This window comes from Arthrobacter sp. StoSoilA2, assembly GCF_019977195.1.
Lineage (GTDB): Bacteria > Actinomycetota > Actinomycetes > Actinomycetales > Micrococcaceae > Arthrobacter.
On record NZ_AP024643.1, the window covers coordinates 3,259,201 to 3,276,277 of the forward strand.

At 61.8% G+C, this 17,077-nt stretch carries 13 protein-coding genes; 6 read left to right on the plus strand and 7 right to left on the minus strand.

The genetic code is table 11. From position 1 onward, the window contains the following. Nucleotides 1–27 precede the first annotated feature (27 nt). The 7 genes from secA to mtrA all read right to left on the minus strand — a co-directional run bounded on the left by secA (nucleotide 28) and on the right by mtrA (nucleotide 10,473). Nucleotides 28–2,769 carry a preprotein translocase subunit SecA gene (gene secA, locus LDN82_RS14780; protein ID WP_224088083.1) on the minus strand — a complete coding sequence of 914 codons (2,742 nt, stop codon included), beginning with the start codon at nucleotides 2,767–2,769 and terminating at the stop codon, nucleotides 28–30. A gap of 42 nt (nucleotides 2,770–2,811) precedes the next feature. After that, entirely contained in the window at nucleotides 2,812–4,089 is a 1,278-nt protein-coding gene (locus LDN82_RS14785; RefSeq protein ID WP_224164758.1) for a crosslink repair DNA glycosylase YcaQ family protein, read from the minus strand. A 27-nt stretch (nucleotides 4,090–4,116) separates the two neighbouring features. Further along, nucleotides 4,117–4,845, minus strand: coding sequence for a ribosome-associated translation inhibitor RaiA (raiA, locus tag LDN82_RS14790; protein ID WP_224088085.1), 729 nt, complete (start codon nucleotides 4,843–4,845; stop codon nucleotides 4,117–4,119). Nucleotides 4,846–4,988: 143 nt separating this feature from the next. Then, nucleotides 4,989–6,014 (minus strand): phosphoribosyltransferase family protein, encoded by a 1,026-nt coding sequence (locus LDN82_RS22635; protein ID WP_346347092.1) that lies wholly within the window; start codon nucleotides 6,012–6,014, stop codon nucleotides 4,989–4,991. A gap of 106 nt (nucleotides 6,015–6,120) precedes the next feature. Further along, on the minus strand, nucleotides 6,121–7,839 hold the full coding sequence (locus LDN82_RS14800; protein WP_224088087.1) for an LpqB family beta-propeller domain-containing protein: 1,719 nt from the start codon (nucleotides 7,837–7,839) through the stop codon (nucleotides 6,121–6,123). Next, complete coding sequence (gene mtrB, locus LDN82_RS14805) at nucleotides 7,836–9,614, minus strand: MtrAB system histidine kinase MtrB (protein ID WP_263422308.1); 1,779 nt, start codon at nucleotides 9,612–9,614, stop codon at nucleotides 7,836–7,838. The genes LDN82_RS14800 and mtrB overlap by 4 nt, the downstream gene beginning before the upstream one ends. Before the next feature lie 184 nt (nucleotides 9,615–9,798). Next, nucleotides 9,799–10,473, minus strand: coding sequence for an MtrAB system response regulator MtrA (mtrA, locus tag LDN82_RS14810; RefSeq protein ID WP_144649950.1), 675 nt, complete (start codon nucleotides 10,471–10,473; stop codon nucleotides 9,799–9,801). Between the two features lie 233 nt (nucleotides 10,474–10,706). Here mtrA and LDN82_RS14815 point away from each other — a divergent pair, with 233 nt between their 5' ends. The 6 genes from LDN82_RS14815 to LDN82_RS14840 all read left to right on the plus strand — a co-directional run bounded on the left by LDN82_RS14815 (nucleotide 10,707) and on the right by LDN82_RS14840 (nucleotide 17,069). Further along, nucleotides 10,707–12,008, plus strand: coding sequence for a hypothetical protein (locus LDN82_RS14815; RefSeq protein WP_224164761.1), 1,302 nt, complete (start codon nucleotides 10,707–10,709; stop codon nucleotides 12,006–12,008). Beyond that, nucleotides 12,005–12,697: a DUF4129 domain-containing protein gene (locus LDN82_RS14820; protein ID WP_224164762.1), complete on the plus strand. Its 693-nt coding sequence runs from the start codon at nucleotides 12,005–12,007 to the stop codon at nucleotides 12,695–12,697. The genes LDN82_RS14815 and LDN82_RS14820 overlap by 4 nt, the downstream gene beginning before the upstream one ends. Next, complete coding sequence (locus LDN82_RS14825; protein WP_224164763.1) at nucleotides 12,694–13,884, plus strand: DUF4350 domain-containing protein; 1,191 nt, start codon at nucleotides 12,694–12,696, stop codon at nucleotides 13,882–13,884. The genes LDN82_RS14820 and LDN82_RS14825 overlap by 4 nt, the downstream gene beginning before the upstream one ends. A 158-nt stretch (nucleotides 13,885–14,042) precedes the next feature. Further along, complete coding sequence (locus LDN82_RS14830; protein ID WP_224167546.1) at nucleotides 14,043–14,996, plus strand: MoxR family ATPase; 954 nt, start codon at nucleotides 14,043–14,045, stop codon at nucleotides 14,994–14,996. 43 nt (nucleotides 14,997–15,039) lie between these two features. After that, on the plus strand, nucleotides 15,040–16,332 hold the full coding sequence (locus LDN82_RS14835) for a DUF58 domain-containing protein (RefSeq protein WP_224167547.1): 1,293 nt from the start codon (nucleotides 15,040–15,042) through the stop codon (nucleotides 16,330–16,332). Between the two features lie 11 nt (nucleotides 16,333–16,343). After that, nucleotides 16,344–17,069 (plus strand): DUF4166 domain-containing protein, encoded by a 726-nt coding sequence (locus LDN82_RS14840; RefSeq protein WP_224164764.1) that lies wholly within the window; start codon nucleotides 16,344–16,346, stop codon nucleotides 17,067–17,069. The last annotated feature ends 8 nt before the right edge of the window (nucleotides 17,070–17,077 follow it).

The following is a 17,077-nucleotide window of genomic DNA, read 5'->3' on the forward strand; positions in this document are numbered from 1 at the left end:
GGGTCCTTTCTCATAAGGGAGGCTGGATCAGCGCCGCTTCTTCTTGGCGGTCTTGCGCTGCTCCTGGGTGGCTGCTTTGGCAGGATTACCGGACCGGCCCGAGGAGCGACCCTCGATTCGGGTCTGGCTTGCCCCGTCCTCGCCTGGAGCTGTGTACTGCAATTGCGCCGGCTTTTCGGGTGTCTCCAGACCGGCAGCCCGGATCTGGGGATCGTGGTGCTCGGTGTGTGCACCTGCCGCAGTATCGTCCGCAACAACGACATCTTCGGCGGGGGTCACTTCAACTTCAAGGTTGTAGAGGAAACCAATGCTTTCCTCGCGGATAGCTTCCATCATGCTTTGGAACATCACGAAGCCTTCGCGCTGGTACTCCACCAGCGGATCGCGTTGAGCCATGGCCCGCAGCCCGATGCCCTCTTTGAGGTAGTCCATCTCGTACAGGTGTTCTTGCCATTTACGCCCAAGCACCGAGAGAACGACGCGGCGTTCCAACTCGCGCATGCTTTCGGAGCCAATGGCTTCTTCACGGGCCTGGTACACAAGCCGCGCGTCAGAGAGGATCTCTTCCTTGAGGAATTCGGCGGTGACCCTGGACTTGCCGCCGGCTTCATCAATGATTTCCTGGGCAGTTACGGTGGCTGGGTACAACGTCTTCAGGTTGGACCACAACTGGTTGAAGTCCCAGTCATCGCCGTTGCCTTCCGCTGTGGCGGAGTCGATAAGCGCGCTGATGGTGTCTTCCAGGAAGAACTGCACTTTTTCGTGGAGGTCATCGCCTTCGAGGATCCGACGACGGTCCCCGTAGATCGCTTCACGCTGGCGGTTCAAGACGTCGTCGTACTTGAGGACGTTCTTGCGCTGCTCCGCGTTACGCGCTTCCACCTGGCCCTGGGCCGAGGCAATGGCGCGGGAAACAAGCTTTGATTCCAGCGCGACGTCATCGGGCACCGAACTGTTCATGAGCCGCTCGGCAGCACCGGAATTGAACAGCCTCATGAGGTCGTCGGTCAGTGAAAGGTAGAAACGTGATTCCCCGGGGTCGCCCTGGCGTCCGGAGCGGCCCCGCAGCTGATTATCAATCCGGCGGGACTCGTGGCGCTCGGTGCCCAGCACGTAGAGGCCGCCAAGGTCCAGTACTTCCTCGTGCTCGTCCTTGACCGCCTGCTTGGCCGCTGCAAGTGCCTCCGGCCATGCTGCCTCGTACTCTTCCGAGTTCTCCTCCGGGTCCAGGCCCCTCTTGGCGAGGTCTGCGATCGCAGTGAATTCGGCGTTGCCACCAAGCATGATGTCGGTACCGCGGCCTGCCATATTGGTTGCTACCGTGACGGCACCCTTACGTCCGGCCTGGGCAACGATGGAGGCTTCCCGTGCGTGGTTCTTAGCGTTGAGGACCTCGTGGCGGATACCTTCCTTTGCCAGCAGCTTGGAGAGATATTCGCTCTTCTCAACGCTGGTGGTGCCAACCAGTACGGGCTGGCCCTTTTCGTGGCGTTCCGCAATGTCCTTAACGACGGCGTCGAACTTGACGATCTCATTCTTATAGACGAGGTCCGACTGGTCAATGCGCTGCATGTCCCGGTTGGTGGGAATGGGCACAACTCCGAGTTTGTACGTGCTCATGAACTCGGCTGCCTCGGTCTCGGCCGTACCCGTCATACCGGACAGCTTCGAATACATGCGGAAGTAGTTCTGCAGCGTTACCGTTGCCAGGGTCTGGTTTTCGGCCTTGATCTCGACGTTTTCCTTGGCCTCGATGGCCTGGTGCATGCCTTCGTTGTATCGTCGCCCGGCGAGGATACGGCCCGTGTGCTCGTCAACAATCAGGACCTCGCCGTCGAGGATGACGTAATCCTTGTCGCGCTTGAAGAGTTCCTTCGCCTTGATGGCGTTGTTCAGGAAACCAATGAGCGGGGTGTTGGCCGATTCGTACAGGTTCTGGATACCGAGGTAGTCCTCCACCTTTTCAATTCCGGCTTCCAGGACACCAACAGTCCGCTTCTTCTCATCAACTTCGTAGTCAACCTCCGGCTGTAGCCGGAGTACGACCTTCGCGAATTCGCTGTACCAGCGGTTCGTGTCGCCTTGGGCCGGACCCGAAATGATGAGCGGGGTACGCGCTTCATCGATCAGAATCGAGTCAACTTCATCCACAATGGCGAAGTTGTGCCCCCGCTGAACGAGTTCACTGGCGTCCCAGGCCATGTTGTCGCGCAAATAGTCGAAGCCAAATTCGTTGTTTGTCCCGTAGGTGATGTCCGCGGCGTACTGCTGCCGACGCACTGACGGATCCTGGTTGGAGAGGATGCATCCGCTTGTCAGGCCAAGGAAGCGGTAGACGCGTCCCATGAGCTCGGACTGGTATTCGGCAAGGTAATCATTCACCGTGACGACGTGGACACCCTTGCCGGTGAGGGCATTGAGGTATGCCGGCGCAGTTGCCACGAGTGTCTTGCCTTCACCGGTTTTCATTTCGGCGATGTTGCCCAGATGGAGGGCGGCGCCACCCATCAGCTGGACGTCAAAATGCCGCATGCCCAACGTTCGGGATGAGGCCTCACGGACCGCAGCAAAGGCCTCAGGCAGGAGCGCGTCCAGTGTCTCGCCGTCCTGGTGCCGGGAGCGCAAACGGTCTGTTTCCTCCCGGAGTTCAGCATCAGAGAACGTCTTGAAAGAGTCTTCCAGGGCATTGATGGAATCGGCATAGTTCCGCAGTTGCCTGAGTGTTTTCTTGTCACCCGTGCGGAGAAGTTTTTCGATTAGTGATGCCACGTGAAATTGCTCCCAGTCTCATGCTGCCGAATTCTGGCTGTTTCAGTCTACGGGAGAGAGTATCGCCACGTTATCCGGTTCCCCTGTGAGCGGACTGCCTGGCCCGTCTGGTTCAGGGCCCCCGTTCACTGCCTCGGAGAGTGGAACCGCGAGATCCCCTACCGGCCACACGACAACTTCCTGAAGGCCGAGCCATTGGGCCATGAGCCACAATTCGGCGGAAAGCTCGACGGCGGTATCGGGCGGCGCTCCTGGCTCACCAAATGCGGACCGAACCAGGAGTTGGCCTGCGGCCCTGTCAGCCTTCAAATCGACACGGGCCACGATGCCTTCCCGAAGCAGGAAGGGCAGAACATAGTAGCCGAAACGGCGCTTGGCAGCGGGCGTGTAGATCTCAATCCGATAGTGGAACCCGAACAGTTCTTCCAGGCGCCGCCGTTCGAAGACCAGCGAGTCAAAAGGGCTCAGGAGCGCCCGGCCTTCGGCCCTCCGTGGCAATCCGGCCTCGACGTGGCGGTAGGTTTCCCGTTCCCAGCCGCGAACCGAAACGCGCTCCAGCCGGCCTGCCTGGAGAAGGCGCTGCACCGACGCCTCCCCGGCCTTTAGCGGGGTCCGAAAATAATCGGCAAAACACCGGACCGTTCCAATGCCGTGTGCCATGGCGGCTGCATCCATGAGCCGGTCAAGGGCGGCATCCGCATCCATCCCGCTGTGTACCGAACCCGGCAGGACCCTGGAAGTAATGGTGTAGAGACGTTCGAATTGGGGTGTCCGCGACGCCGCCGAAACGCGGCCTTCTTCGAACAGATGCTCCAGAACGCGCTTCACGGCGTTCCAGTTCCAACCCCAATTTCCGCTTTCGGCGTCCTGGGTGTGCCCAAGTTGTGCAGTCAAGGCAGACGCCGTCATCGGCGGTCCGGCCTCCAGGGCCGCGAGGATTCGTTCCTCCATGGCGATCCGCACCGCGGGCTCCATATGATGGGCACCAACCCAAGCCCGCTTCTGCCAAAGAAGAAGGTCGGGAAAATGCTCCGGACGGATATAGCTGGCCTCGTGAGCCCAGTACTCCATCATTCTGCGGGGTTTTCGGCCTGCCATGGAGTGAAGGATTGCCGGATCATAGTTTCCCAGGCGGGAAAAGAATGGCAGATAGTGGCTCCGCGCCAGCACATTCACGGAGTCGATCTGGACAAGCTGGATCCGTGCAAAGGTCCGGCCCACCGCCCGTGGGGTCACGGGGCCGGCGGGCCGGACTTTCGCCAATCCTTGGGCTGCCAATGCGATCCGCCGTGCCTGTGACAGGCTCAGCGAAGCGGTCATTGAAGTCCTTTCACGTGCGATAAAGCCTTACTTGGCGGTGGCCGCCTGGTCATCCGAGCGGTACGCGTGGATCTTCTCCTCCACGGCTTCCTCGCCGGGCTCGCAGGTGGAGTCGAGGGTTATGACACCATAAGTCCAGCCACTGCGCCGGTACACAACCGAGGGTGCATTGGTTTCCTTATCCAGGAACAGGTAGAAGTTGTGCCCCACCAGTTCCATGTTGTCCACTGCATCATCGAGAGTGAGGGATGCGGCGGGGAAGACCTTCCGACGGATCAAAACGGGTGAATCACCTGCTGGAATATCGTTCTCGATGTCGTAGGGCGACCGCTCCTCGGCCTGCGGTTCAGGCTCCTGCTGGTTGCTGGCGCCTACGTAGATTGGCTCACTGGCACTAGCGGGCTCGAGGGACGCCGTTGCCTCCCGAACGGCCTTGGGCGTGTGACGCCCATGGTGCACCTTCTTCCTGTCCTTCGCACGGCGCAACCGCTCAAGCAGCTTGTTGTACGCAAGATCGAAGGCAGCAAATTTGTCAGCGGCTGTGGCCTCGGCACGGATAACAGGGCCTCGGCCCAGGACTGTCACTTCAACGGTGAGCTGTCCCGGCGTTTGCCGGGGGTTGGTCTCCTTGGAAACCTTGGCGTCGACTCGCTGGACTTTGTCCCCCAACGATTCAATCTTTGAGATTTTCTCGCCGGCATATTCGCGAAAGCGGTCAGAAACTGTCAGATTTCGTCCGCTGATCATGAACTCCATGGTGCCCTCCAAATAACTCAGGTGACACGACAACGACGCTGTAGGGGGCTGGTCTGACGGACAGTCGAGCCCCTTTCCGAGCCGCTATCGACAGGTACATCTGTTCTTGGTACCCACAACCGACGTTAGTTCATCGGCACGAGTTATTCACCCTTTGGCCACTTATTTTTTGTTTGCGTCTTAACCCCATCCGAGGGCTCGTCTCCGGCGGTATTGGAGGCGTAGGCTGGTGGCCTCGTGGCCGCGAGAACAACGGCGCCGCAGACTATCCCTCCCGCCGCGGACACTGCCCGGGCAGCCTCCGCCAGGGTGGCTCCCGTGGTGAGAACATCGTCCACAATCAGGCATCTTTGCCCACGGATCTTTTCCCCGTAGCGGGGTCGTACCCTCATGGAACCCCGGACGCGCCTGGCACGCTCACCCCTGCCGAGTCCTTTTTGGCCCGTGGAACCATCTCTCCCCACCGTGCCAAGGAGGGCCCTGACGCCAACTCCGACCAGGTCTTTGCAAGTTGCGGCCAGCCGCTGGTTTTCCAGGAGATTCCCGGTCTTCTCAAGCGCATCAAGAGCCGGGCACCGGGACAACATCCCCCGTCTCTTCATGCAGCGGAGCAGAACGTGGACGGGGCTGAAACCCCGGCTTCGGAAGGCCCTGCCGCTGCTGGGAACGGGAACAACGCAAAACCCCGGCTGGTCACCAATGGCCAGCCGAACTGCGTTTCCAAGGCAAGGCGCCAACACCTCGGCCAGCCGCCACTGGCCTAACCGCTTGAACGACAACAGGGACTGCGAAAGTTCATCCCGATAGGGCCCTGCCGCCACCACGCCCAGCTTTACAGTGCCATCAACATCGACGAGCGCAGGCGACTCCTGTTCGGCCCTGAAGGGTTTCCTGCAAAGCTGACGCACCCGCTTGGCACAATGCCTGCACAGGACGGTGTCTTCCACACCGCAGCAGACGCAATCAACGGGAACCAGGAGTGCAACCAACTCCATCAATGCCGCTTGCAGGTTGGCAAACACGCGCCCAAGCAGGCGCCTGTCCTTTCCGCGTCGCCGGGGTCCTGACGTGTCAGGAGCACCAACATCCGGGTCAAGCCGGCGCTGGATGCGTTGGGCGGATCGAGGACCATTGACGGCATACGGGAGGTCGTTCAGGGAAACAATCATGCTGGTAGCCTTGGGCACTTTTTGTTCCGGTAACAGTCCCACAGCCCGCTATGTGAACAACCACCGTCGTGTTGGGGCGGCGCCTCCGGGGTGCCCGGCTCCCGGATCAGCCCGGGAAGGCCGGCTCCGTTGGGCCCTTGAGCTGAAGTTCCCAACCATTTCCGACACGTTGAAAAATTCCCGCTGTGGACTGCCCGTAGATCTGTTCCGACCCGTTACCTGCGCTCAGGCTCATGAGGCCGTCCCACGGTGCCAGTTGCTGCGGCTCCCCCGAGGTAAGCGAGAGCAACTCCGGAACCACGGTAGCCGTAGCCGAACTGGACATGACGGCAACGGTGGATCCGTTGACCCAGACTCCCTGGTCAGGGGAGGTGGAGGTGAAAAGAGTGATTGGAGTCGTAAGATCCTTGGGCGCGCCGTCTGCATTCCGGACGATGCCTGTCACTTGAACCACTGATTTACCGTTCGCCTCGGATATCACCAGCGCCCGGGTACCTTCGCGTGAGATCCGGAAATCCTTGACGGTCCGTCCGGACAGCCACGTGGGCGTTATGGTCGCCGTGGGCACAGCCATGCCAGGGGCAACGCCAGTGGGCTTGAATGCCACAACCTCCGTGTTCCCGCTGGCGCCTGGTCCCGCCGTCCAAACCCAATCATGAGGACTGAACGAAGGCCCGCTCAACGTGCTTCGGGTGGTCAGTTGGCGGGCCGGTTGACCCGGCTCGATGGAGTACAACGTGGTTTTGTCGCCGTTGAGGAAGGCAACGGTTTGGGATACGGGCGACTCGGCGGGTGAATGGGGGCCGAGACCTGCAACCGACTGAATATCAGGCAATGGCGAAACCCGGTTGTTCTCATAGCGGACCAAGTCGCCGTTACTGACGGCAACCTGGCGGGCAGGAACATTCTTGTCCACAACCGGTGGCAGAACTGTCCCGTTGTCCTCGACGCGGACCAGGTCCTGGTCGGCGCGAAGCTGGACGTTAATGACGTCCGGTTGCCCCCTGAAGGTTAAGGCCAGCTGGTTCTGCATGCGTTGGCGGTCTTCTGCCGATGCGTCGAACAGTTCCTTGGCCGACAAATCCACCTGGGCTGCTCCTGAAACGACAGGGACAGATTCCCTGGCCAACTTCATCCCGGAGGGAAAAGCGCTCACCACTGCCCCACGCAAATAAGGCGCAGGCCCGGCAAGCAGGGCACTGGTCATGGACTTAACAGTCTTCTTCTTGATGAACCATCGGTAGTCCGGCACCGCATACGTGAACGTCGGGTCGTAGAAGTAGATGGGGAAGGCGCCGTAGATGACCTTGAAGGTCTCTTCCGGAATCGCAGTACCATCCGGAACCTTGGAGATCCGCCACTCCCCCTCCACTTTCTCCAGCGAGACGGGGATGGTCTCCTTGGTTCCCGGTGGGAACTGCGTGGCTATTCCGTCCGCATCCACCGTGTAGGCAAGGTCGACCTCGTAGACGTATTCATTCTCCACAGCCGTCTTGACCACGCGGGCTCCGCGGAAAACGATGGCCCGCTTATCCGGCTTCCACGTTACGGCCTGGGCTTGGGTCAAATATTGCCGCGCTACGGGATAGTCGTCCTCATAGCCGCTGCCGGCCATATAGAAATCCTCAATGACGGCTTCAGGTGTGGAGCCTGCACGCGGTGCTGCGGGGAAGAAGACAGGGGCATTGGGGTTTCCCGCTCCCTCATCCTGGCTTTTTCCCACTGGACCGGACCGGGGAATCTGGGCGCACGAAGCCAGTAAGACCATGAGCGCCGCCAGCACAGCAACGAAAACCCGCCTGCGTGCGGTGCCAAGGACCCTCATGATCCATCGCCCTTTCCCTCGTCACCCGAAGGAGGCGTTCCGACGTCGGATTTGCCGTCTGTACTGCCAAAACCTGTGCCCAGGACAAGCATCTGGCGTTCGCTTCCGGCTCCGGGCAAGTCGATGTCGGCAGGTTCCAACTGAAGGGGCGACTTGAGGATGGTTCCGCCCTGCTTCAGCGGCAAGGTCAACCTGAAGTTTGAGCCCGCCCCTTTGCGGCCCCACGCCTGAAGCCAGCCATTGTGGAGCTTGGTGTCTTCGGCTGCGATGGACAATCCCAGGCCGCTGCCACCAGTAGTTCGGGCGCGTGCCGGGTCAGCCCGCCAGAAACGGTCGAAAACCCTGGCAGCTTCCGCTGGGCTCATTCCAATACCGTGGTCCCGCACGGCCACGGCCACGGCGTCATGGTTTGCTGCCACAGAAATGTGGATCGGTTTTCCTTCGCCATGCTCAAGGGCGTTGAGCAGCAGGTTCCTCAGGATCCGGTCGATCCTGCGCGAGTCCATTTCGACAATGATGCTCTTCTGACGGGCGTTGAGGCGAACCTCGGACCCGTACTCGGAGGCTACGGGTGCTGCGCCCTCCATGACGTGCGAGATCACTTGGAAGATATCCTGGGGTTCGGCGTCCAGGATGGCTGCACCGGCATCGAAGCGCGAAATCTCCAGCAGGTCCGACAACAAGGACTGGAAGCGCTCCACTTGGTGATAGAGGAGCTCGGCCGAGCGTTTGTTCATAGGGTCGAAGTCTTCACGGGCGTCGTAAAGGACCTCCGCGGCCATGCGAACGGTGGTCAAGGGCGTGCGAAGTTCGTGCGAGACATCCGAGACGAATCTTTGCTGCATTTGCGACAACGTGGCGAGCTGGGTGATCTGCTCCTGCAGGCTGGCCGCCATATGGTTGAACGAAGCACCAAGCCTGGCGACCTCATCCTCACCCTTGACCACCATGCGCTCTTGGAGTTGGCCCGCCGCCAGCTTTTCCGACACCACGGCAGCATGGCTCACAGGGCTGACGACATTGCGTGTGACGTACCACGCGATGGCACCAATCATCAGCACGAGCGCCGCACCACCGGCCCACAGCACGTTCTGGATTTCGTCCAGGGTCTTCTGGGCGGTGTTCAGGTCATAGATCAAATACAACTCATAGGCAGTGCCGTTAAAGGTCACTTTGTTTCCGACAGCAATACCGGGGCGGTCCTCGTTTCCCACCGGGAACTGCATGGAGGCCCAGAACTGTTGCTTCCCGCCTTCCTGGACAGCCTTCCGCAATTCCGGCGGGATGACACGGACGGTGAGTTGGTCAGAGGCGCGCGACTCTACCCAGCGGTTACGGGGTTTGGTCTGTTCCGGCACGGCTTCAAAAACGTAGCGCCGCTGGATCACCGAGCCCCGGCCCTCCACGGCGGTTAGCGTGTCATAGACCAGCGTGATGACGCTTGATTGATCAGTAACCTGTGCGCCGTCAAAGGTGTCCTGAACCTGTTTTACGTTGTATCGGGACTCCGACTCCGCCTGGGCGAGTCTTTCCTGGAACAGGTTATTGGCTATCTGGTTGGAAAGGTACGCTCCGACGATCGCAAAAGACGTTACGGCAAGCAGCAGCGTCGTCAGCACGGTCCTGAACTCCAGTGACCGCCGCCACCGCCTCAGCAAAGAACGCCAGAGGAAGCGAAGACCCGGCCGTATCTGCCGGACACCGATCGAGACGAGGCGGGAAACCCTGAGAACCAGAATCAGGCCACGCCGTGTCCATATCCGGGCGCGCCACATCAGCCAGGGAAGGTTCCTTCTTACTGGATCACTGGGAGCGGAGGCTGAATCCCCGGACGCCGAAGTTTGCGGGGTCTCTTCCTGGCCTGGGGCCTGCTCCTGGGCGGTCTGGTCCCGGGCGGGCTGCTCCGGAGCGTTCGGGCTCTGGTCCTTGTCCGTGCTGCCGGTCTTGCCGGCGGGAGACTCAGGAACCTGCTTTATACCCGACACCACGCACCGTCAATACAACTTCGGGCGCTTCCGGATCCCGTTCAATCTTGGAGCGCAAACGCTGAACATGGACATTGACCAACCGGGTGTCCGCGGCATGGCGGTATCCCCATACCTGTTCAAGCAAAAGTTCGCGCGTAAAGACCTGCCACGGCTTCCGGGCCAATGCCACCAGGAGGTCGAACTCCAAGGGCGTAAGCGAGATGCGCTCTCCACCTCGGGTGACGAGGTGCCCGGCGACGTCGATGGTTACATCAGCAATCCGCAGCGTTTCCGGAGCCTTTTGTTCGCCCGGCCGAAGGCGCGCACGGACACGAGCCACGAGTTCAGCGGGTTTGAAAGGCTTGGGCACGTAGTCGTCAGCGCCGGATTCAAGACCTCGAACAACATCCGAGGTGTCCGATTTCGCCGTGAGCATGACAATGGGGACGTCCGATTCTCCACGAATCTGCCGGCAAACTTCGATTCCATCCGAACCCGGCAGCATGAGGTCCAGGAGCACCAAATCGGGTTTGGAGGAACGGAACACCTCAAGAGCCTGGCCGCCGTCTGCGCAGAATACGGGCTCGAAGCCATCATTGCGCAGGACAATACCAATCATCTCTGCGAGCGCTTCGTCGTCGTCAACTACCAGAATGCGTGCCTTCATAGTTATATATTCCCTTATCGCCAAGCCTTTGTCCTGTTGGGCGGGCGCACGGCATGGCGTCCCCCAAGGCACTTCCACCGTACTGCACGGCCGCGCCTGGCTCGATGTAGATCCGGTGTCCGTGCAGTATGGGCTCAGGCTATGAGGGAGGACACCGGGACTATAGGCTTGGGGCCAAGGTCCATGTGGGGGACGTCGGATGTCGGCGGGCCGGATCTCTTGGGGAGGAAATCGTGTCACAGCCAGAGCACGGCCAGCAGCCATATCCGGGCGGTCAGCCTGCGTGGGGCGGTCAGCCTGCGTGGGGCGGTCAGCCTGCGTGGGGCAACCAGCCCCAGTGGGGAGGTCCGCCCGCGTGGTCAGCCCCACAGGGCGGTAGCAACAACTGGCCGGGCTACCCTCCGGGAGGCCCGGCGGGTGGATGGCCTGCGGCTGCGGCCGGCGGTCCACCCTATGGCCAACCAATGTACGTTGCCCCACCCAAGCCAGGTGTCATTCCCTTGAGGCCCCTGCAGTTCGGCGAGATACTCGATGGCTCCTTCCAGACCATACGCCGGAATGCAGCCTCGATGTTCGGTTCAGCCCTGATCGTCCAGGCCACGGCCGCTGCCCTCCTGGGTGTTGTCACCGTGGCCATGTACGAGCTTATGGATTCCTTGGAAACAACGGATTTCAGCGGGGATGCGGCGGGATTCTTTGGCCCGTTCCTTGCCGTCATGGCGGGTTCGGTGGGAGTCTCTGTGTTGATCGGCTTTCTGGGCGCCGTCCTCCAGGGCGTCATGGTCATTCCGGTTTCCCGTTCTGTCCTCAACCGACGGACAGGCTTCGGGCAGATGTGGAAGCTGGCTGTCGGTCGGATCCTTCCTCTGCTGGGGGTAGCAGCCGTGCTCACTTTCGGTGGACTGCTGGCCGCAGCAGCCGTCGTCGGGATTGCCGTGCTGTTGTTCACGGCCTTGGGTCCGGCAGCCTTGTTGATTGTCATCCCCTTGGGCTTCGGGGGAATCATCGTCTTTGTCTGGATTGGGCTGAAGCTCATGTTTGCTCCGGCCGCCATCGTCGTGGAGCGGATCGGCGTCTATGACGGACTCCTGCGATCCTGGCAGTTAACCAAGAGCAATTGGTGGCGCATCTTCGGCATAACGCTGCTGGTGAGCGTGATGGTGGGAATCATCGCCCAGATAGTGCAGATTCCAGCTTCTCTCGCCGCCACCGCGATTGGATCGGTCATCGCTCCCCATCCGGACGCCGGGACGGTGGCCTCCACCCTGATCCTGACGACCGTGATCTCGATGGTCATTGGGGCTTTGGTGGGGTCTGTGAGATTCGCTTTCCAAACATCCGTGTCCGCACTCATCTACATGGATCTTCGAATGCGTCGGGATGGGCTGGACGTGGAGTTGATGCGGCTGATGGAAAGCGGTGCGGATCCGGAGGGAATCCCGGGTGGTCCTCCCCTGCAGGTCCACGGCAACACATGGCCTCCTGGCGGCGGACAATGGCCAGGCTCTCCTCCCGGGCACCGGCCGCAGGCATGAGGGAGACGCTAATCCATGTGATTCCCGCTTTGGCCGGCACTGAACCGCCGGTGACCCCGGACCGTGACGAAGCACGCCGTTGGGCCGAGGAGGAACTATCCAAGGCGCAGTACGCCCAGGCCCGGCCCAGTTGGCTGGACCAGCTTTGGCGCGATTTCCTGGACTGGCTCAGCTCCCTGGAAGGGGACGGAACTTCGCCGGAAAGCAACCTGGCTGTCCCCCTCATCATCGCCTTGGCTGTCGTGCTCATCGTGGTGGCTGTCTTCGTTGTCCGTCCGAGGCTGAACGCCACGCGAAAAGCCTCCGTTACGGGCATTTACGGCAAGGACACGCCTGTGGATGCTGCGACATACCGGAAGCGTGCCCTTGCCGCGGCCGACGACGGCGACTGGCCTTCCGCCGTCGTCGATCAGTTCCGGGCGCTGGTGCGTTCCGCGGAGGAGCGGGATGTCATTGAAGCGCGCGCCGGTCGGACGGCCGATGAGGCTGCAGGCCACTTGGGCCAGGCCTTCACCCCTGCTCAACTCCGGCTGGTCGACGCCGCCCGCCTGTTTGATGCGGTCCGCTATGGGGAACAGGCCGCAACACGCCCGGACTACGACGAATTGCGCAAGCTGGATACGGACCTCCTCGCCCTAACCCCTGACTTCACTGGCCAAGGCCAGCAGGGATTCGCGGTGCCGCGATGACCCTCCAGGAGGTGCCGGAAGCTTTGCAGGGAGGAACTCTGCCTCGACGGCGGACCAGCGCATTGTGGAGTTGGTTCCGAAAGCACCTGGTGTGGATTGCGCTGGGGGCAGTGTTTGCAGCATTCGTGACGTTCCTGGTGGTGGAGCGGTTCTCGGCACCCAAAGACTCCGGGTCGCTATCTACCCGCAATCCCGCTCCCGACGGGGCCATGGCCTTGGCCGAAATACTGGGGCGCCACGGTGTGGGCATAACTCCAACCGATAACCTCGAAGACACCCTGGCAGCTCTTTCCGACGGCGACGCCACCTTGCTGCTGTATGACCCCCGCGGTTTCCTGGATATATCGCAGTTGCAGGATGTGAGTGCTGTGGCCGGGCGGGTAGTGGTGGTCGCACCGCGCCTGCGCACGTTGAACGGCCTCGATCCGGAGTTCCGCCCCGGCGGTGTGGTCCCCGAAGCGACAAAAATCCTTGAACCGGGCTGCAGCCAGGAAGATGCAGAGCAGGCAGGACCCGTTGCCGCCCAAGGACCGGTGTACCTGGGGCCAGTTGTTTGCTACGCCACCCGCAGCGATGGACCTGGACTTTATGTGGCCTCGGCCGATGGGCACATCATTGTGCTGGGGAGCACCGAGTTGCTGGAAAACCAACACCTCGCGGCCGTTGGCAACGCCGCATTGGCGATGCGGACCCTGGGAAGCGGCCCCGACTTGGTCTGGTACACACCAGGCATCGCCGATGTAGCGTCCGATAGATCCACCCCGACGCTCAACGAGCTCGCACCGCCTTGGCTGGCTTTTGCGGGCCCATGGCTGGCTGTCATAGCTATCCTTGCCATCCTCTGGCGCGGACGACGCTTGGGACCGTTGGTCTTTGAACCACTTCCCGTGGTGGTTAAGGCCGCAGAAACGGCCGAAGGACGCGCACGTCTATATCAGGATTCACGCGCCGTGGAACGCGCCGCCGACAATCTCCGGGCAGGAACCCTCGCCCGGTTGGCCAGGCATTTCAACCTGGGGACGGACGCCACCGGGGAGGCCATTATCGACGCCGTGGCCCGGCGCCTTGGACGGCAAGTACCGGCAATCCGGTGGGCGTTAATTGATTCCAAACCCCAGACAGAAGGACAACTGGTGCAGTGGGCACAACAGATCGAACGAATCGAGCAGGAGGCAACGGCCCGATGAGCAACCAGCCGAACAACTATACGGACAGCAACAACCAATACTCCGGTGGCGCGGCCCACCAGGTAAACCATGCACACGCGGGCGAACCCCAGGTGAATGCACCTGGGGTGAATGGACCGCAGGTGAATGGACCACAGCAGGGCCTACACAGCAGCGGCATGGAGGATCCTGCCCGACAATCCCTGCTGAACGTCCGGAGTGAAGTTGGGAAGGCTGTGGTCGGCCAGGATCCCACAGTGACAGGCATGCTCATCGCCCTTCTCTGCGGCGGCCATGTCCTGCTGGAAGGTGTGCCCGGCGTCGCCAAGACGCTGTTGGTCCGGGCGTTGTCCACTGCCCTGAGCCTGGAAACCAAACGCGTACAGTTCACCCCGGACCTCATGCCCGGTGACGTCACGGGCTCCTTGGTGTACGACTCGCATTCATCGGAATTCACGTTCCGGGAAGGGCCCGTTTTCACCAACATCCTGCTGGCCGATGAAATAAACCGAACGCCACCCAAAACGCAGGCCTCGCTCCTGGAAGCCATGGAGGAACGCCAGGTTTCCGTGGATGGCGTATCGCGCCCACTGCCTGCGCCCTTCATCGTGGCTGCCACCCAGAATCCCGTGGAATACGAAGGAACCTACCCCCTGCCCGAGGCCCAGCTGGACAGGTTCCTCCTCAAGTTGACCATGCCGTTGCCAGGCCGAGCCGAGGAAATCGAAGTAATCCGCCGACACGCCGGTGGCTTCGACCCCCGAAACCTCGCCGCGGCCGGCGTGCGGGCGGTGGCTGGCGCCGTCGAGCTTTCCAACGCTCGTGCGGCTGTGGCGCAAGTGGCCGTCGCACCGGAAATCCTGGCCTACATTGTGGATGTGGTCCGGGCAACCAGGTCAGCGCCGTCCTTCCAGCTGGGCGTCTCTCCTCGAGGCGCTACTGCCCTCCTGAACACGTCGAAGGCATGGGCCTGGTTGTCCGGGCGGCCCTTCGTGACGCCTGACGACGTCAAAGCACTATCGTTGCCTTGCCTCAGGCACCGGGTAGGCCTGCGTCCTGAGGCCCAGATGGATGGCATCCACGTTGACGACGTCCTTGGCAGCATCCTGGCGTCCGTTCCGGTGCCTCGTTGATTCTGCCGGCGATGCAGATGACAGCAATGGCAAGAGTGCCCTGATGGCCATCACGGGTCGTTTTGTGTTGCTGGCAGTTACCGGGCTGGTTCCGTTGCTGCTGTTTCCGGCGTGGATCACCGTGCTGTTCATCGCTATCGGACTGCTGCTGCTTCTGGCCCTTGACCTTATCCTGGCGGCTTCCCCGGCCAAGCTGGGCTTGGCACGTCAGCAACCGGGCAACGTCACCTTGGAGAGTCAGGTGAATTCCGTCATCACGGTGACCAACCTGGGCCGCCGGAAGCTACGGGCGATGGTCCGGGACGGTTGGCAACCTTCCGCTGGAGCCCTGAACCCAACACAGCCGCTCGACGTTCCACCCGGCGAACGGCGCCGCCTGACGGTGTCCCTGCTCCCACGGCGCCGCGGCGATCTTGAAAGCCCGCACGTGACGGTCCGTTCGTACGGGCCCTTGCGGCTGGCCGCACGGCAGCGAACCAGGGCACTTCCCGGCCGGCTTCGAGTGCTGCCACCCTTCCATTCCAAACGGCATCTGCCATCGAAACTACGCAAGCTGCGCGAGCTTGATGGCAGGGCGGCCGTGCAGATCCGGGGCGCGGGAACGGAGTTCGATTCGCTGCGTGACTACGTCCGTGGCGATGACGTCCGGTCCATCGACTGGCGTGCAACTGCGCGTCGCACATCTGTGGTGGTCCGTACCTGGCGTCCGGAACGGGACAGGCGTGTTGTGATCGTTCTGGACACATCGCGGACCGCGGCGGCCAGGATTGACGACGAGCCGAGGCTGGACACTTGGATTGAGGCGGCGCTGCTGCTCGCGGTTCTGGCGGAACGGGGCGGGGACCGGGTTGACTTCCTCGCCTACGACCGGATGCTCCGCGCGAGGGTCGAGTCTGCTTCGAAAGGCAATCTCCTGGCGCAACTCGTTCAGGCCATGGCGACATTGGAGGCCGAGCTCATAGAACTGGACTGGCAGCAGATCCCAGGCCAGGTGCGGGCCGTATCGGCACACCGCTCGCTTGTGGTGCTTTTGACAGCCCTCGACGGCGGCGCCCCCGAGGAAGGCCTTCTCCCCATGGTGGCCCAGCTGGTCCGCCAGCACGTGGTGGTGGTCGCGTCTGTCCGGGACCCGTTGCTGGCAGCCATGAAAGCCGGGCGTTCCACCGCAGGCCAGGTTTTCCGCGCCGCCGCCGCCGAACGCGCCCTGCTGGAACGGGCCGCCGTCACAGAACAATTGCGGCAACTGGGGGCTGAAGTGGTGGACGCCGAACCCTCCGAGGTCCCTCCCCTGCTTGCTGACACCTACATCCGGCTTAAAGCGGCCGGACGGCTCTAGGAAGGACTCCCATGAACGAACCCATCTACCGGCTCGCCCTGGGCAATGATTTCAACAAGCTGGCCCCCGAACTACAGGAGTACTTCTCCTTGGCGGCAGGCTCCGGATCGTATGGAATTGGCGAGGGGGTCTTTGACGTCGTAGGGTGCCCGCAAAAATGGCTGCGTCCTTTGCTGGCCCTGACGGGAAGCGAAGAGGCCTTCTTCCCTGAATACGGCGAAGGCATTCCGTTCCGCATTGAGAACCATGCCCACGTGGATCCTTTCGGCCGGCAAGCCCTCACGGCACGGCGTGAAATCTACTTCCCATCCGGGACGCGGTTGTTCCTCGACACCACGAGCGCTATCACCGCGCCGCAGGCCGGCTCCGTCACCCCCGCACCGACCCGGTTGGTGGACCATGTCGGCCGCTACCGCCGCCTCGTCACGGACCTGGATGTAAGTGTCACGCCCAACGGCCGGCTGCGGGGCGTGTCGAAAGCCAGCCGGCTCTTCCTGGGTCCATTGCGCATTCCGTTGCCGGCGGCCCTGGACGCAAAGGCCTTTGCGGAGCAGTGGTGGGACGGGGACGAGGGCAAGCACCGGATCCAGGTCAAGGTCATCCAACCCCAGATCGGCGTCGTGCTTGTCTATGCCGGCCGCTTCGATTACCGGTTGGCGCCCTACCTGCCCGGGGCAGCCCAAGGCACCTCACTCCCCCGCTATGCGGAACCGGATCGCTGGGAAAAGAGGATCTAGCCCTTGCC

Excerpts from the sequence above, each read along its gene's own strand:
- raiA (WP_224088085.1), bottom strand. The coding sequence starts at position 4,845 with ATGGAGTTCATGATCAGCGGACGAAATCTGACAGTTTCTGACCGCTTT.
- LDN82_RS14830 (WP_224167546.1), top strand. The coding sequence starts at position 14,043 with ATGGAGGATCCTGCCCGACAATCCCTGCTGAACGTCCGGAGTGAAGTT.
- LDN82_RS14820 (WP_224164762.1), top strand. The coding sequence starts at position 12,005 with ATGAGGGAGACGCTAATCCATGTGATTCCCGCTTTGGCCGGCACTGAA.
- mtrB (WP_263422308.1), bottom strand. The coding sequence starts at position 9,614 with ATGTGGCGCGCCCGGATATGGACACGGCGTGGCCTGATTCTGGTTCTC.
- LDN82_RS14800 (WP_224088087.1), bottom strand. The coding sequence starts at position 7,839 with ATGAGGGTCCTTGGCACCGCACGCAGGCGGGTTTTCGTTGCTGTGCTG.
- LDN82_RS14785 (WP_224164758.1), bottom strand. The coding sequence starts at position 4,089 with ATGACCGCTTCGCTGAGCCTGTCACAGGCACGGCGGATCGCATTGGCA.
- LDN82_RS14840 (WP_224164764.1), top strand. The coding sequence starts at position 16,344 with ATGAACGAACCCATCTACCGGCTCGCCCTGGGCAATGATTTCAACAAG.
- LDN82_RS22635 (WP_346347092.1), bottom strand. The coding sequence starts at position 6,014 with ATGATTGTTTCCCTGAACGACCTCCCGTATGCCGTCAATGGTCCTCGA.
- LDN82_RS14825 (WP_224164763.1), top strand. The coding sequence starts at position 12,694 with ATGACCCTCCAGGAGGTGCCGGAAGCTTTGCAGGGAGGAACTCTGCCT.
- mtrA (WP_144649950.1), bottom strand. The coding sequence starts at position 10,473 with ATGAAGGCACGCATTCTGGTAGTTGACGACGACGAAGCGCTCGCAGAG.
- LDN82_RS14835 (WP_224167547.1), top strand. The coding sequence starts at position 15,040 with ATGGCCATCACGGGTCGTTTTGTGTTGCTGGCAGTTACCGGGCTGGTT.